The sequence below is a fragment of the Metallococcus carri genome (genome assembly GCF_011440275.1).
In the GTDB taxonomy this organism is placed as follows: domain Bacteria; phylum Actinomycetota; class Actinomycetes; order Actinomycetales; family Dermatophilaceae; genus Metallococcus; species Metallococcus carri.
This window is the reverse complement of record NZ_JAAOIV010000001.1, coordinates 91,779-107,117: the sequence shown is the minus strand read 5'-3', so window position 1 is coordinate 107,117 and position 15,339 is coordinate 91,779. Positions and strand designations below refer to the sequence as shown.

Below are 15,339 nucleotides of genomic sequence, written 5' to 3'. Positions count from 1 at the left end.
TCGGCTCGGCCGGCGTGAACCGATCACGAGGAGAGCACCCGATGGCCAGCGCGACGTCCGTGGGGGAGCCGTCGGTCGGCTGGCATCGTCGGGTCGCCTCGGCGTTCACGCCGGACGAGCGTCGTTCGGTGATCGGTATGACGCTCTTCGTGATCGCGCTGCACGTCATCGGCTGGGGCACGCTGATCGCGATCGTCGCACCGCAGCAGCTGAAGCTCGGCGCGGACGGCACCGGCCACACCCAGGTGTTCGGCATCGGCCTCGGCATCACCGCCTACACCCTCGGCATGCGGCACGCCTTCGACGCCGACCACATCGCCGCGATCGACAACACCACCCGCAAGCTGCTGAACGATGGCCGCCGGCCGGTGAGCGTTGGCTTCTGGTTCTCGCTCGGGCACTCCAGCGTGGTGTTCGCCCTCTGCCTGCTCCTCGCCGCCGGCATCCGCGCGCTCGCCGCCTCAGTCAAGGACGGCGGCTCCCGGCTGCACGAGATCACCGGCATCATCGGCACGACCGTGTCCGGTGTCTTCCTGCTGATCATCGCCGCGCTCAACCTGGTGGCCCTGGTCGGCATCATCAAGGTATGGCGGCGCGCCCGCGGCGGTGAGCTCGACGAGGCCGCGCTGGAGCAGCACCTGAACAACCGCGGCTTCTTCAACCGCTTCCTCGGCGGGCTCACCAAGAGCGTGCGCAAGCCATGGCATATGTACCCGATCGGTTTCCTGTTCGGTCTCGGCTTCGACACGGCCACCGAGGTGAGCCTGCTGGTGCTCGCCGGTGGCGCCGCGGCCTTCCAGCTGCCGTGGTACGCGATCCTCACCCTGCCGGTGCTCTTCGCCGCGGGCATGAGCCTGCTCGACGCCGCCGACGGCATCTTCATGGCCAAGGCCTACAGCTGGGCCTTCGCGCGGCCGGTGCGCCGCCTTTACTACAACGCGACCGTCACCTGGCTGTCGGTCTTCGTGGCCCTGGTCATCGGCAGCATCGAGGTGTGTTCGGTGCTCGCCGAGCGGTTGGATCTGCGGTCCGGTCCGGTCGCCGCGATCGGCGGCATCAACCTCGACGGTGTGGGTTTCGTGATCGTCGGGGTCTTCGCGGTGACCTGGCTGCTCGCGGTGCTCGGCTGGAAGCTGCTGCGCCTTGACGAGAGGCCGATCGGCGCTCGCTAGAGTTGCCGCCGTGCTGCAGCTGACCGACCTGGCGTCCGTCCCCTCCGAGGTCGTCCCGAGTGTCGTCACCATCGGCAACTTCGACGGCGTCCACCTCGGTCACGGCGCGCTGCTCGACGAAGTCGTCCGGCAGGCCCGCGGCCGCTCGATCCACGCCATCGCGGTGACCTTCGACCCGCACCCGCTGCGGGTCCTGCACCCCGACCGCGCCCCCGACCAGCTGTGTGACCTGCCGACCCGCCTGGAGCGCATCGCCGACCACGGCGTCGACGTCACCCTCGTCCTGCCGTTCACCCTCGAGCTGGCGGCGATGAGCCCCGAGGAATTCGTGCACGCCGTCTTCGTCCAGGCCCTCGGCGCCCAGGCGGTCGTGGTCGGCCGGGACACCAAGTTCGGCGCCAAGAACTCCGGCGACGTCGACACCTTGCGCGAGCTCGGCCAGAAATACGGCTTCGAGGTCACCGTGTTGCAGGACGTCGGCGACGACGGTCGCTTCTCCTCCACCTCGGTGCGCGCCCACCTGCACGAGGGCGACATCCCCGCCGCCGCCCACGTGCTCGGCCGGCTGCCCGAGGTGCGCGGCACCGTCGTGCGCGGCCACATGCGCGGTCGCGAGCTGGGTTTCCCGACCGCGAACCTCTCGCCGGAGTCGACCGGTCTCGTGCCCGCCGACGGGGTGTATGGCGGCTGGCTGGTTCGCGACAACCTGCCCGAGGACCACCCCGACCACCGCATGCCCGCCGCCATCTCGGTCGGCACCAACCCGACCTTCGACGATGTCCCCGAGCGCACGGTCGAGGCCTATGTCCTCGATCGCGACGACCTCGACCTCTACGACGAGCACGTGCGGGTGGAGTTCGTGCAGCGGCTGCGCGGCAACGTCCGTTTCGACTCGATCGAGGCGTTGATCGAGCAGATGACCCGCGACGTCGACATCTGCCGGGACCTGCTGCAGCCGTGATCGGTTCGCCGGCCCGGTCCTTCGGTCTCGACCGGCGGCAGCTGTCCTGGAGCCGCGGCGACTGGGGACTGTGGATCGCGGCGCTCGGCCTGTCGCTGGTCGGTGCGGTGCTCGTGTGGTCCGCGACCCGGCATACCCATGGCGACGGCTACCTGCTGCGGCACCTGATCAACCTGGTGGTCGGGCTGCTGATCGGCGCGACCTGCATGCGCGTCGACTTCCGGCTGATCCGGGCGATCGCGCCGTGGGTCTACCTGGTGTCGGTGCTCGGCCTGGTGCTGGTGCTGTCACCGCTCGGTTCGACGATCAACGGCTCGCGCTCGTGGATCCAGGTGCCGGGCTTTTCGATCCAGCCGGCCGAATTCGCCAAGGGGGCGCTCTGCGTCGGCCTGGCGATGATCCTCGCCGAGCGCGGCGAACGAGGCGCGCCGCCGCCCACCCGGGACGTCTGGCTGGCGCTCGCGGTCGCCGGGGTGCCCATCGCGCTCGTGCTGCTGCAGCCCGACCTCGGCGAAGTGCTCGTCCTGCTGGCCCTCACCTTCGGTGTGGTCGCCGTGTCCGGCGCCTCCCGCTGGTGGCTGGTCGCCGCCCTCGTCGGTATGGCGATCGCCATCGCCCTCGCGGTCACGACGCCGGTGCTGAGCGCCTATCAGCGGGCCCGGCTCACCGCCTTCGCCGACCCCAGCGTCGACCCGACCGGGATCGGCTACCAGGTGCGCCAGGTCAAGATCGCCATCGGCTCGGGCGGCCTCACCGGTGAGGGGCTCTTTCAGGGCCGGCAGACCCAGGGTGGCTTCATCCCCTTCCAGCAGACCGACTTCGTCTTCTCGGTGGCGGGGGAGGAACTCGGCTTCCTCGGCAGCGCGGTGATCGTGCTCGTGCTGACCTTCGTGGTCGTCCGCGGGGTGCTCATCGCGCGCGCGGCCCAGGACTCCTTCGGCCGGCTGGTCGCGGTCGGCGTCGTGTGCTGGTTCCTCTTTCAGATCCTGCAGAACGTCGGGATGAACCTCGGGCTGATGCCGGTCACCGGGCTCCCGCTGCCGTTCGTGTCGTATGGCGGGTCGAGCATGTTCGCTTGCTGGGCGGCGATCGGGCTGCTCGAGAACGTCCACCTGGTCAGTCTGCGCCGGCTCTACTGACGGGCGCCGGGCGGCGGGCTAGGGTGGCCGCAACCACCCGCCGAGGTGCGGGTCGGACGCGCGAGGAGTAGTCACCCATGGTCATGTCGGTCTCGGACGAGAAGCCGGATTTCAGCACTATCGAGCAGGCGCAGCCCACGGTGGCGCATCTGTTCGTCGACCGGGTCGGCAAGACTCCGCAGGGTGAGGCCTTCCGCTTCCCGCAGGGTGACGGCTGGTCCTCGATGACCTGGAAGCAGGCCGACGAGCGGGTCCGCAATATCGCCGCCGGCCTCATCTCGCTCGGGGTCGAGGCGCAGGACCGGGTGGCCCTCGCGAGCGCCACCCGGGTGGAATGGGCGCTCGCCGATCTCGGCGTGATGCTCGCCGGCGCCGCGACGACCACGATCTACCCGACCTCGACCGTGGACGACACGCTCTACATCATCAGCGACTCCGGCGCGAAGGTCGTCTTCACCGAGGACGACACCCACACCGCGATGATCCGGGAGGGTCGCGACGCGGTGCCGAGCGTCACCCACATCGTGACCTTCGACGGGCGCGCCGACGGCGACGACGTGATGACCCTGGTCGACCTCGAATTGCGCGGCGCGGAATATCTCGAGGCACATGCCGATGCGGTCGACGAGCGCGTCGCCGGGGTGCAGAAGGAGCACTTGGCGACGCTCATCTACACCTCGGGCACGACCGGCCGGCCCAAGGGTGTGCGGCTGCCGCACGACTCATGGGTCTACGAGGTCAGCGCGGTCGATGCGATCGGGCTGCTCGGTGAGGATGACGTGCAATACCTCTGGCTGCCGCTCGCGCATGTCTTCGGCAAGCTGCTGCTGACCTTGCCGCTGCAGATCGGCTTCCCGACCGCCATCGACGGGCGGGTCGACAAGATCGTGGAGAACCTGCCGACCGTGCGCCCGACCTGGATGGGTGCCGCGCCGCGCATCTTCGAGAAGGTCTACGGCCGGATCACCACGATGATGCGCGACGAGGGCGGGCTCAAGGCGAAGCTGTTCGACTGGCATGCGGGCAACGCCCGCAAGGTGTCCAGCGCGCGCACCGGCGGGGACAGCGTCGGCGGCGGGCTCGGCATACAGCACAAGGTCGGCGACGCCTTGGTGGCCAAGAAGATCCGGGCACGGTTCGGGGGCAACATCCGGTTCTTCATCTCCGGTTCGGCCGCGCTCAACAAGGACATCGCCACCTGGTTCGACGGCATGGGCATCCCGATCCTGGAGGGCTACGGGCTCACCGAGACCAGCGCCGCGTGCGCGGTCAACCGCCCCTATGCCAACCAGCCCGGCACGGTCGGCTGGCCGTTGCCGGGCACGCAGATCACGCTCGGCGACGACGGCGAGATCCTCGTCAAGGGCCGCGGCGTGATGCAGGGCTACCGCGGCCTCGAGACCGAGACGGCGGAGTCACTGGTCGACGGCTGGTTCCACACCGGCGACATCGGCGAGATCACCCCGACCGGCCACGTGCGCATCACCGACCGCAAGAAGGATCTGTTCAAGACCTCCAACGGCAAATATGTCGCACCCAGCCAGATCGAGGCGATGTTCAAGGGCATCTGTCCGTTCGCGTCGCAACTGGTCGTCGAGGGGGACGGGCGCAAGTTCGTCTCCGCGCTGGTGACGCTGGACGAGGAGGCGATCACCGAATGGGCCGGCAAGCAGTCCTCGCTGCAGGGCGCCGACTATCGCACGATCGTCACCTCGGACGAGGCCCGCGACCTGGTGCAGGGTTATGTCGATCAGCTCAATAGCGGGCTGGCGCGGCATGAGCAGATCAAGCGCTTCCTGATCCTGCCGCGCGACCTCACGGTCGAAGACGGCGAGGTCACACCCAGCCTGAAGCTCAAGCGCAAGGTCGTCGCGCAGAAGTTCAAGGACGACCTAGACGGCCTCTACCAGGACTGAGCCCCTGTAGTTGTCGAAGTCGTGAGGTCACGCAGGCGGGCTGCGATCTCTTCGACGCTGCCAAGCGTGTCGTCGGCTACGTCGAGCGCGAGGGTGAACTTGTCGTCGTCGGTGCCGGTGAACCGGATCCCGTTCATCGCCAGGAATAGTCGGGTCGCGATGAGGCCGGTGCGCTTGTTGCCGTCAACCAACGCGCGCCCCTTGACGAGTGAGGACAGCAATGCGGCGGCCTTGAGGTACAGGTCGCCGTAGGCATCTTGCCCGAATACCGTTGCTCGCGGTCTCGCGAGAGCGGCCTCGAGTAGGCCCCAGTCGCGCACCTCGGGCGGACGGCCGAGCGCCCCGGTTGCGACGAGTACCAGATCGTCCAGGTCGAGGTAGATCGGGTCGGTCACGCGTCGCGCAGTCGCTCAAGGACGGCGGCGTCCTCAGCCAGGATTTGACCCAGGAGTCGGTCACGCACTGCGGTACGCGGCGCGAGGTAGGCATCGATCGCCCGCACGGCCAGGGCATGCATCGAGGTCCCATCGCGCTCGGCCGTCTCGCGCAACAACCGTGTTTGTTGCTCGGTGAGCCGTAGTGTCATTGCCATGTTCAAATGATACCTCTGTGGTATCACGCGGCGATTCGACCGGCATGGGTGGGCGGCATACCCTGGGACGCATGTCCGGCGAGTCGATCTTCCCTGCCCTGGAGCCGCTGCTCGACCAGGTGAGCAAGCCGATCCAGTATGTCGGCGGCGAGCTCAACTCCCAGGTCAAAGACTGGGACTGCGGCGGGTTCGGGCCGGCCGGCGAGGCGCTCACCACCCGCTGGGCGCTCATGTACCCCGACGCCTACGAGGTGGGCCTGCCCAACCAGGGCGTGATGATCCTCTACGAGGTGCTCAACGAGCGCACTGACGCTCTCGCCGAGCGGACGTATGCCGTCTGGCCCGACCTCGAAGCGCTGATGCGCGAGCACGACGTGCCGCAGTTCACCGTCGACGGGCACCGGCCGGTGCGTGATTTCGACGTGCTGGGCGTGTCCTTCTCCACCGAGCTGGGATACACCAACCTGCTCACCGCACTCGACCTCGCCGGTATGCCGCTGCACGCGGCCGACCGTGCCGAGTCCGATCCGCTGGTGATCGCGGGTGGCCACGCGGCCTTCAACCCCGAACCGATCGCCGACTTCATCGACGCCGCCGTCGTCGGTGACGGCGAGCAGGCGGTGCTGGCGATCACCGACGAGATCAAGCGGTGGAAGGCCGAGGGTCGTCCCGGCGGCCGCCGCGAACTGCTGCTGCGCCTCGCCCGCACCGGCGGGGTCTACGTGCCGGCGTTCTACGACGTGGACTACCTGCCCGACGGGCGGATCAAGCGGGTCGCGCCGTCGCCGTCGGCGCCGGGTGTGCCGTGGCGGGTGTCCAAGCACACCGTGATGGACCTGGACGCCTGGCCCTACCCGAAGCAGCCGCTCGTGCCCCTCGCCGAGACCGTGCACGAGCGGATGTCGGTCGAGATCTTCCGCGGCTGCACCCGCGGCTGCCGCTTCTGCCAGGCCGGCATGATCACCCGCCCGGTGCGCGAGCGGTCGATCACCGGCATCGGTGAGATGGTCGAAAAGGGTTTGGCCGCAACGGGATTCGAGGAAGTCGGGCTGCTGTCGCTGAGCTCCGCCGACCACACCGAGATCGCCGAGGTGACCAAGGGCCTCGCCGATCGCTACGAAGGCACCCAGACCGGTCTGTCACTGCCGTCGACCCGCGTCGACGCCTTCAATATCGATCTGGCCAACGAACTCACCCGCAACGGCCGCCGCTCCGGGCTGACCTTCGCCCCTGAGGGTGGCAGCGAGCGGATCCGCAAGGTCATCAACAAGATGGTGAGCGAGGACGACCTGATCAACACTGTCGCCGCGGCCTACGGCGCCGGCTGGCGGCAGGTGAAGCTGTACTTCATGTGCGGTCTGCCGACCGAGACCGACGAGGACGTGCTGCAGATCGCCGAGCTCGCCAAGCGGGTCATCGACACCGGTCGCCAGGTGAGCGGCCGCCGCGATATCCGGTGCACGGTCTCGATCGGCGGCTTCGTGCCCAAGCCGCACACACCCTTCCAGTGGTGCGCCCAGCTCGGCCCGGAGGAGACCGACGCCCGGCTGGCCAAGCTGCGCGAGGCGATCCGCTCCGACAAGCGCTATGGCTCGGCCATCGGCATGCGCTATCACGACGGCGAACCCGGCCTGATCGAAGGCTTGCTCAGCCGTGGAGATCGCCGCGTCGGGCGGGTCATCGAGGCGGTATGGCGTGATGGCGGCCGCTTCGACGGGTGGAGCGAGCACTTCTCCTTCGAGCGCTGGATGCGTTGTGCCACAACGGCATTCGCCGACCTACCAGTTGATGTCCAGTGGTACACCACGCGGGAGCGCGGTGAGACCGAGGTGCTGCCCTGGGACCACCTGGACTCCGGCCTGGACAAGGAGTGGCTCTGGGACGACTGGCAGGACGCGCTCGACGAGACCGAGGTCGACGACTGCCGCTGGACCCCGTGCTTCGACTGCGGCGTCTGTCCGCAGATGGGCACCGACATCCAGATCGGCCCGACCGGCAAGAAGCTGCTGCCGCTCTCGGTCGTCTGAGGTGACCACGCGATGAGGCGGCGCCCGAGCGGGCGCCGCCTCACGTCATACGCGCGGGTGAACGGTCAGAGACCCAGCGCGAGCGACATCGTGGTGAACAGGTCGGTCTGGTTGGTCACGCCCGAGACCCGGCCGGCCTGCGGGCCACCGGCCGCGACGCGGATCTGGGTGCCGGTGTGCTCCTGCCCGGTGAGGACATCGGAGGTGGCGTAGCTGATCGTCATCGGAGCGTTGTCGGCCGTGGTGAGGGTGGCCGTGTAACCGGCGGTGGTGCTGCCGGTCGGGACGATCTGGCTGGTGTGGCCGTGGTCGCCGGTGACGATGACCAGGGTGTTCGGGTTCTGCTTCTGGTAGTTGAGCGCCAGGCCGACGGCCTTGTCGAACTCGACGTTCTCACCGATCTGACCACACGGGTTGGCGGCGTGGTTCTGCTTGTCGATCGAGGCGCCCTCGACCTGCAGGAAGAAGCCCTTCTTGTCGGCGCCGCCGCGGCCCTTGGCGCCCTTGCCGTCGCGGCTGAGGCTGTTCAGCCGGTCGAGCGCCACACGGGTCATCTGCGACAGGTGCGGCTGGGCCGGGTTGCGCTTGGCGTTGACGGCGCACCGCTGCGCCGGGGTGCCGGTGCGGGTCGGGGTCGGGCCGGTCCACTCCAGGTCCAGGTTGCCGGGGGCGAACGCGCCGAGCAGCGGCTTGCCCAGCGGCGCGGCCTGCATCTCCGCGGCGGTGGTCGCGACCTGGTAGCCCTGGGCGCGGCCCTGGTCGAGCACCGTCTGGCCGGCGTACTTGCCGGCAACGACACGCTCGTCGAGGTACTTCTTGCCGCCGCCGAGCAGGACGTCCGGGCGGGTCATCATCAGCTGCTCGGAGATCGAGCCGGCGCCGCCGTTCTCGATGGCATTGCTCGGGCACTTGGCGGTGGTGGCCGAGGGGCCCTTGCAGTCGCGGCTGGTGACATGCGAGCCCAGGACGGCGGGGGTGGCGTCCTGGATCTCGGCGGTGGAGACGTCGCCGGTGTTGTAGCCGGCCGCCTTGGCCCGCTCCAGGATCGTCGGCAGCGGCTTGCCGTTTGTGTCGACGCTGATCGCGCCGTTGTAGGTCTTGGTGCCGGTGGCCCAACCGGTGCCCGAGGCCGCCGAGTCGGTCACATAGTCAGGGACGTTGGTGCCCTTCTGGAGCGCATAGGTGGTGTAGGCACCGGTGCTGGGCAGGGTGTCCAGGTTCAGCCGGCCGTTGGCGCCGACCTGGTAGTTGCGGGTCGAGGTGATCTCCGAGTCACCCATGCCGTCGCCGATCAGCAGGATCACGTTGCGGGGCTGCTGACCACCCTTGCCATAACCCTTGCCGTTGCCGTTCGAGGCGAGCGGGCTCGCGCCGGCCGCTGCCGTCCCGATGAGGGCGAGGGCCGCCACACCGGCACCGACGGCCTTCGCACGAGTGGAAACGCGCTTGTTTGCAGTCATCGTCTTTCCTCCGACGGCTCGGCGGTGCGATTCGGGGGAAGCACTCTTGCCATGGCCGAGCCCGGCTTCACATCCAACCCGGAGGCTGTTCCCAGCGAGCACACGACAATTGACCAGTGGGTGAACAGCCGGTTGCCGCTGCTCGACCGGCGCCTGGTGCTGCTCGCACCACGGAGCATTAGGCTGACCGATCGTGGCGAAACGAGTTCCCGAAGGTCCGGCACCCGATCCCGCGGTGCAGAAGTTGCGGGTGCGCTACGCCAAACGCGGCCGGCTGCGGTTCACCTCGACCCGGGATTTCCAGCGCGCGCTGGAGCGAGCGGTTCGTCGCGCTCGGCTGCCGGTGGCCTTCTCGGCCGGCTTCCACCCCCACCCGAAGATCAGCTACGCCAATGCGGCGGCGACCGGGTGGGCGAGCGAGGCGGAGTATTTCGAGATCTCATTGACCGAGCGCGCCGATCCCGCGCAGGTCGCCGTCGCGCTGGACGAGGCGCTCCCTCCGGGTCTGGATGTGCTGCAGGTGGTCGAGGCCGAACCGGGTGCGCTCGCGGACCGACTGCAGGCGAGCGTATGGCGGGTGGACCTGCCGGGTGCCGATGTCACCGGACTGCGGTCCGCGCTGGAGCGCCTGCTGGCGATGGATCGCGCCGAGGTGACCCGGATGACCAAATCCGGGGCCCGCACCTTCGATGTGCGCGCCGCGATCGAGCGCGCCGAGCTCACCGCTGACCCGGCCGGGCTGGATCTGGTGCTGCACCACACGACTCCGGCCGTGCGGCCCACCGACATACTCACCGCGTTGACCGAATTGTGCGGCTGGCAGGCCGATCGCACCCGCTCGGTGACCCGGTTGGCGCAGGGACCGATGCGTGCCGACGGAGCTCTCGACGACCCGCTGACCGAGCGCGGCTGAGCGGTACGCCCCGCCGGGTGTGCGATACTGGGCGGCGGTCGTCCGGCGGCACGCAACCCGCCGCGACGCCCCGGCAGGGGGATCACCCGACCGGCCGCGCCCACGTGAGCGCGCCGACCCGCGGATCCGGCCCCTGACGGCAGCGGACTCGGCAGCCGCGCGCAGCGCGAACCGAGACGATGCAGCAGACGACTTTCGTCGTGGCGCCCACCACCGGGCGTCGACGACGGCCAAACCGCTTCATGCGGGTGTGCCGGGCGTGAGCCCAGGTTGCGGGCCATCCCGCGTGCTGATTCCGAAGGAGGGGCTGTGAGCCCCCAGGACGATCTCAATCCTGCCGACGAAGCGTCGCGCGAGGACACGTCACTCTTCTCCGCCTCGCAGGCACCGGCCGACCCGGCCCCCGAGCCCACGCCTCCTGCTCCCGCGTCCGGCGGCGCGGCATTCGGCTTGCTCTTCCAGGCTCCCGACCTCGAAGCCCGTGCCCCGCGCCGGGCGACCTCGCAGGCGACTGCCCCGGCGGCCGCACAGGACGAACCCGACCGGCAGGACGACACGGACTCCGGCGACGACGACGCGCAGGCTCCGCGCTCGCGCCGTCGTGGTGGACGTGGCCGCCGCGGCAAGGCCGATGCCGACAACACCACCGGTGACACCGCGGCCGATGACAAGGGCGACAAGGCTGACAAGGCCGACACCGACGACAAGGTGCCCGAGCCCAAGGGCAAGCGCCCCGCCAAGAAGAAGGCCGCCGACAAGGAGTCCACCGCCGAGGGCAACCAGGGTGGCGAGGCGGACGACGCCGGCGCCAAGGATGACGCGGGCGAGGAGGGCGGCAGCAGCCGTCGTCGCACCCGGCGTCGCCGCCGCAGCGGCAATGGCGATAGCGAGGACCCGCCCGGCACCGTCACCAAGGTGCGCGAGCCGCGCAAGGATCGCGACGAGGTCACCGCGATCAAGGGCTCGACCCGGCTGGAGGCCAAGAAGCAGCGCCGCCGCGAGGGGCGCGAGGCCGGTCGCCGCCGCACCGTCATCACCGAGGCCGAGTTCCTCGCCCGCCGTGAGAGCGTTGAGCGCGACATGGTCGTGCGGGAGAAGGACGGGCGCACCCAGATCGGCGTGCTCGAGGACGGGGTGCTCGTCGAGCACTATGTCTCGCGCGAATCCCAGTCGGCCTCGATGGCCGGCAATGTCTACCTCGGCCGCGTCCAGAACGTGCTGCCCTCGATGGAGGCAGCCTTCGTCGACATCGGTCGGGGCCGCAATGCCGTGCTGTATGCCGGGGAGGTCAACTGGGACGCTGCCGGCCTGGACGGCCAGCCCAAGCGGATCGAGCACGCCCTGAAGTCCGGCGAGACCGTGCTGGTGCAGGTGACCAAGGACCCGATCGGTCACAAGGGCGCGCGGCTGACCTCCCAGATCTCGCTGCCCGGCCGCTTCCTGGTCTACGTGCCGGGCAACGCGATGACCGGCATCTCGCGCAAGCTGCCCGACACCGAGCGTGCCCGGCTGAAGAAGATCCTCAAGGAGATCGTTCCCGAGGAGGCCGGCGTGATCGTGCGCACCGCCGCCGAGGGCGCCTCGGAGGAGGACCTCAAGGCCGATATCGAGCGCCTGCAGGGCATTTGGGCCGGCATCGAGAAGGCCGCCTCGGCCAAGTCGACGAGCGCGCCCTCGTTGCTGCACGGCGAGCCGGACCTGATGCTGCGGGTCGTGCGGGATGTCTTCAACGAGGACTTCCGCAAGATCGTGGTGTCGGGCGACACCGCCTGGGCGGAGGTGTCGGACTACCTGAGCGCGGTCGCTCCCGATCTGGCGGAGCGGGCGCAGAAGTGGACCGGTGAGAAGGACGTCTTCGCCGAGCACCGCATCGACGAGCAGCTCGCCAAGGCGATGGACCGCAAGGTTTGGCTGCCGTCCGGTGGCTCGCTGATCATCGACCGCACCGAGGCGATGACCGTGATCGACGTCAACACCGGCAAATTCGTCGGCTCCGGCGGCAACCTGGAGGAGACCGTCACCAAGAACAACCTGGAGGCCGCCGAGGAGATCGTGCGCCAGCTGCGGTTGCGCGATATCGGCGGCATCATCGTCGTCGACTTCATCGACATGGTCCTCGAATCCAACCGCGACCTGGTCGTGCGGCGGCTGCTCGAGTGCCTCGGCCGCGACCGCACCAAGCACCAGGTCGCCGAGGTCACCTCCCTCGGACTGGTGCAGATGACCCGCAAGCGGGTCGGCTCCGGTCTGGTCGAAGTCTTCTCCGAGCCCTGTGAGCACTGCGGTGGGCGCGGCATCATCATCCACGCAGATCCGGTCGAGAAGTCGGGCAATGGCGAGGGCGGCAACACCGGTGGTGGCGGCAACGGCGGTGGCCGCTCGCGCCGTGGCCGGGGCCGCAAGAACGACAACGGCACCGACCACCAGCACGACAGCCAGCCCAAGCAGCCGAGCGGTCCGACCGCCGCGCAGATCGCGGCCGCGGCGCACGCCGCCGCCACCGCCCATGTCGCGCCGACCATCGCCGCGCCGAGCACGGCGACCGACTCGGCCCCGACCGGTTCGGCTCCGACCGATTCGGCTCCGGCCGATTCGGCTCCGGCCGAGCGGGAGCCGGTGCCCGCGACGAGCACGCCGGCTCCGGCCGAGCGCCCGCTCGCGCCGGAGAGCCCGGCCACCGAGGTCACCGGCCCGGTGACGAGCACGGACAGCCCGGCGGGCGGCATACCGACCAAGACCCGACGCAAGCGCAAGCGCGTCGTGGCTCCCGCCGGTCCGCCGACCGGGGGACCGGCCACGGATTTGGCCGGGACCGACGCCGACCAGTAATCTTGACCTTTGGTGCGCCCACCGAGCCGACGTCCCGCGACGGGGTAGCTGTCAGCCGGTCATACCGAGCGAGTGCGCCATGACGAGAAGGAAGTTCAACGTGTACGCGATCGTTCGCGCGGGCGGACGCCAGGAGAAGGTCTCCGTCGGCGACGTCCTCATCATCGACAAGGTGGCCGTCAAGGCCGGTGACTCCATCGAGTTGCAGCCGCTGCTGCTGGTGGATGGCACCCAGGTGACCTCTGACGCCGACAAGCTGGCCAAGGTCAAGGTCTCCGCCGAGGTCGTCGAGGCCACCAAGGGCCCCAAGATCACCATCATGAAGTACAAGAACAAGACCGGCTACCGCAAGCGTCAGGGCCACCGTCAGCCGCTGACCCGCGTCAAGGTCACCGCGATCGAGGCCTGAGCCTCCATCCCCACGTTCGAACCGATTCTGAGGTAGGCAGACATGGCACACAAGAAGGGTGCGTCCTCGACCCGCAACGGTCGCGACTCCAACGCACAGCGACTCGGCGTCAAGCGCTTCGGCGGTCAGGTCGTCAACGCCGGCGAGATCATCGTCCGCCAGCGCGGCACGCACTTCCACCCCGGCGTCAACGTCGGCCGTGGCGGCGACGACACGCTGTTCGCCCTCAAGGCGGGCGCGGTCGAGTTCGGCAGCAAGGGCGGCCGTCGCACCGTGAACATCGTTGAGGCCGTCGTCGAGCAGGACGTCACGGCCTGAGCGGCATACACATGATCGGAGGGCGAGTCCGTGGTGGACTCGCCCTCCGTGTCTGTTGAGGGGAGTTTCTCGTATGGCGACCGACTTCGTCGACCGCGTGGTGCTGCATGTGGTGGCCGGCAACGGCGGTCATGGCGTCGCGTCCGTGCATCGCGAGAAGTTCAAGCCGCTCGGCGGCCCGGACGGCGGCAACGGCGGCCGCGGCGGTGATGTGATCTTGCAGGTGGACCCGCAGGTCACCACGCTGCTCGATTACCACCACACCCCGCACCGCAAGGCGACCAACGGCAAGCCCGGCGCCGGCGCCGAGCGCAATGGCGCCGACGGCGAGGACCTGATCCTGCCGGTGCCCGAGGGCACCGTGGTGAAATCGCCGAGCGGCGAGATCGAGGCCGACCTGGTCGGCGCCAACACGCGGTATGTCGTCGCGCGCGGCGGCCGCGGTGGGCTCGGCAACAAGGCGCTGGCCTCGCCGCGGCGCAAGGCCCCCGGCTTCGCGCTGCTCGGTGAGCCGGGCGACACGCGCGACGTCGTGCTGGAGCTGAAGACGCTCGCCGATGTCGCGCTGATCGGCTTCCCGTCGGCCGGCAAGTCCAGCCTGGTGTCGGTGCTGTCCGCTGCGAAGCCGAAGATCGCCGACTATCCCTTCACCACGCTGGTGCCCAACCTGGGCGTGGTCACCGCGGGCGGCATGCGCTACACGATTGCCGACGTGCCGGGCCTGATCCCGGGCGCGAGCCAGGGCAAGGGCCTCGGCCTGGAGTTCCTGCGCCATGTCGAGCGGTGCTCGGTGCTGGTGCACGTCATCGACTGCGCGACGCTCGAGCCGGGCCGCGACCCGTTGAGCGACCTCGACGTGATCGAGCACGAACTGTCGGAATATGTCGCCGACGAAAGCCTGGGTGGCCGACCCCTGTCCGAACGCACCCGCATCGTGGTGCTCAACAAGGCCGACGTGCCGGACGCGGTGGAACTCGCGGAGTTCGTCAAGCCCGATCTGGAGGCGCGCGGCCTGGAGGTGCACATCGTCTCGGCGGTGGCGCACATCGGCTTGCAGGAGCTGTCCTTCTCGCTCGCGCGGCATGTCGAGCAGGCCCGCCGTGAGATCGAGGCCGCGGTCGTGCCGCAGCGAATCGTGGTGCGCCCCAAGGCAGTTGACGACACCGGCTTCTCGGTGCGCCGGGAGCGCACCTCCGACGGCGAGCTCTTCCGGATCATCGGTGAGCGGCCCACGCGGTGGGTCCGGCAGACCGACTTCGCCAACGACGAGGCGGTCGGATACCTCGCCGACCGGCTGAACCGGCTCGGCGTCGAGGAGGCGCTCTTCAAGGCCGGCGCGGTGGCCGGTTCGACCGTGCTGATCGGCCCGGAGGACAACGCCGTGGTCTTCGACTGGGAGCCGACGATGTCGACCGGCGCCGAGCACCTCGGGGCGCGTGGCACCGACCTGCGCCTCGACGAGCACCACCGGCCGACCCGCGCCGAGAAGCGCGACGACTTCCACGCCCGCAAGGACGCTCAGCGCGAAGCCCGCGAGGAGCTCGGCGCGGAGCGTGATGCCGGACTGTGGACCGACGACTGAGCCGCGCTCACTAGGCTGGGC

At 69.4% G+C, this 15,339-nt stretch carries 13 protein-coding genes; 10 read left to right on the top strand and 3 right to left on the bottom strand.

Going from position 1 to position 15,339, the window contains the following annotated elements; translation table 11 throughout:
* The first annotated feature begins 41 nt into the window (after window positions 1-41).
* The 4 genes from nicT (at window position 42) to G9U51_RS00510 (ending at window position 5,188) form a co-directional block, all read left to right on the top strand.
* Window positions 42-1,172: a Nickel transporter NicT gene (gene nicT / locus G9U51_RS00525; protein ID WP_166191648.1), complete on the top strand. Its 1,131-nt coding sequence runs from the start codon at window positions 42-44 to the stop codon at window positions 1,170-1,172.
* 10 nt (window positions 1,173-1,182) lie between these two features.
* Window positions 1,183-2,133: a bifunctional riboflavin kinase/FAD synthetase gene (locus G9U51_RS00520; RefSeq protein ID WP_166191644.1), complete on the top strand. Its 951-nt coding sequence runs from the start codon at window positions 1,183-1,185 to the stop codon at window positions 2,131-2,133.
* Window positions 2,130-3,272, top strand: a complete 1,143-nt coding sequence (gene rodA, locus G9U51_RS00515) for a rod shape-determining protein RodA (protein ID WP_328823230.1) — start codon at window positions 2,130-2,132, stop codon at window positions 3,270-3,272. Before G9U51_RS00520 ends, rodA begins: the two co-directional genes overlap by 4 nt.
* Window positions 3,273-3,349: 77 nt before the next feature.
* Window positions 3,350-5,188 (top strand): AMP-dependent synthetase/ligase, encoded by a 1,839-nt coding sequence (locus G9U51_RS00510; protein WP_166191640.1) that lies wholly within the window; start codon window positions 3,350-3,352, stop codon window positions 5,186-5,188.
* Here the strand turns inward: G9U51_RS00510 and G9U51_RS00505 are convergent.
* Window positions 5,176-5,583 (bottom strand): type II toxin-antitoxin system death-on-curing family toxin, encoded by a 408-nt coding sequence (locus G9U51_RS00505; RefSeq protein WP_166191637.1) that lies wholly within the window; start codon window positions 5,581-5,583, stop codon window positions 5,176-5,178. The genes G9U51_RS00510 and G9U51_RS00505 overlap by 13 nt on opposite strands.
* Window positions 5,580-5,780, bottom strand: coding sequence for a CopG family transcriptional regulator (locus G9U51_RS00500; RefSeq protein ID WP_166191634.1), 201 nt, complete (start codon window positions 5,778-5,780; stop codon window positions 5,580-5,582). The genes G9U51_RS00505 and G9U51_RS00500 overlap by 4 nt, the downstream gene beginning before the upstream one ends.
* 71 nt (window positions 5,781-5,851) lie before the next feature.
* Between G9U51_RS00500 and G9U51_RS00495 the strand changes: the two genes are divergently transcribed.
* Window positions 5,852-7,807 (top strand): TIGR03960 family B12-binding radical SAM protein, encoded by a 1,956-nt coding sequence (locus G9U51_RS00495; protein WP_166191631.1) that lies wholly within the window; start codon window positions 5,852-5,854, stop codon window positions 7,805-7,807.
* Window positions 7,808-7,872: 65 nt separating this feature from the next.
* On the opposite strand, the gene phoA is transcribed toward G9U51_RS00495, so the two are convergent.
* Window positions 7,873-9,267 (bottom strand): alkaline phosphatase, encoded by a 1,395-nt coding sequence (gene phoA / locus G9U51_RS00490; RefSeq protein ID WP_166191628.1) that lies wholly within the window; start codon window positions 9,265-9,267, stop codon window positions 7,873-7,875.
* Window positions 9,268-9,460: 193 nt separating this feature from the next.
* Here phoA and G9U51_RS00485 point away from each other — a divergent pair, with 193 nt between their 5' ends.
* The 5 genes from G9U51_RS00485 to obgE all read left to right on the top strand — a co-directional run bounded on the left by G9U51_RS00485 (window position 9,461) and on the right by obgE (window position 15,318).
* A complete protein-coding gene (locus G9U51_RS00485) occupies window positions 9,461-10,180 on the top strand; it encodes a TIGR03936 family radical SAM-associated protein (protein WP_328823229.1) in 720 nt (239 codons plus the stop codon).
* 279 nt (window positions 10,181-10,459) lie between these two features.
* Window positions 10,460-13,009 carry an Rne/Rng family ribonuclease gene (locus tag G9U51_RS00480; RefSeq protein ID WP_456238023.1) on the top strand — a complete coding sequence of 850 codons (2,550 nt, stop codon included), beginning with the start codon at window positions 10,460-10,462 and terminating at the stop codon, window positions 13,007-13,009.
* 100 nt (window positions 13,010-13,109) lie between these two features.
* Entirely contained in the window at window positions 13,110-13,418 is a 309-nt protein-coding gene (gene rplU / locus G9U51_RS00475; protein WP_166191620.1) for a 50S ribosomal protein L21, read from the top strand.
* Between the two features lie 42 nt (window positions 13,419-13,460).
* Window positions 13,461-13,736: a 50S ribosomal protein L27 gene (gene rpmA, locus G9U51_RS00470; protein ID WP_166191617.1), complete on the top strand. Its 276-nt coding sequence runs from the start codon at window positions 13,461-13,463 to the stop codon at window positions 13,734-13,736.
* A 73-nt stretch (window positions 13,737-13,809) separates the two neighbouring features.
* A complete protein-coding gene (gene obgE, locus G9U51_RS00465; RefSeq protein WP_166191614.1) occupies window positions 13,810-15,318 on the top strand; it encodes a GTPase ObgE in 1,509 nt (502 codons plus the stop codon).
* The last annotated feature ends 21 nt before the right edge of the window (window positions 15,319-15,339 follow it).

Excerpts from the sequence above, each read along its gene's own strand:
- nicT (WP_166191648.1), top strand. The coding sequence starts at position 42 with ATGGCCAGCGCGACGTCCGTGGGGGAGCCGTCGGTCGGCTGGCATCGT.
- G9U51_RS00510 (WP_166191640.1), top strand. The coding sequence starts at position 3,350 with ATGGTCATGTCGGTCTCGGACGAGAAGCCGGATTTCAGCACTATCGAG.
- G9U51_RS00500 (WP_166191634.1), bottom strand. The coding sequence starts at position 5,780 with ATGGCAATGACACTACGGCTCACCGAGCAACAAACACGGTTGTTGCGC.
- G9U51_RS00495 (WP_166191631.1), top strand. The coding sequence starts at position 5,852 with ATGTCCGGCGAGTCGATCTTCCCTGCCCTGGAGCCGCTGCTCGACCAG.
- phoA (WP_166191628.1), bottom strand. The coding sequence starts at position 9,267 with ATGACTGCAAACAAGCGCGTTTCCACTCGTGCGAAGGCCGTCGGTGCC.
- rpmA (WP_166191617.1), top strand. The coding sequence starts at position 13,461 with ATGGCACACAAGAAGGGTGCGTCCTCGACCCGCAACGGTCGCGACTCC.
- obgE (WP_166191614.1), top strand. The coding sequence starts at position 13,810 with ATGGCGACCGACTTCGTCGACCGCGTGGTGCTGCATGTGGTGGCCGGC.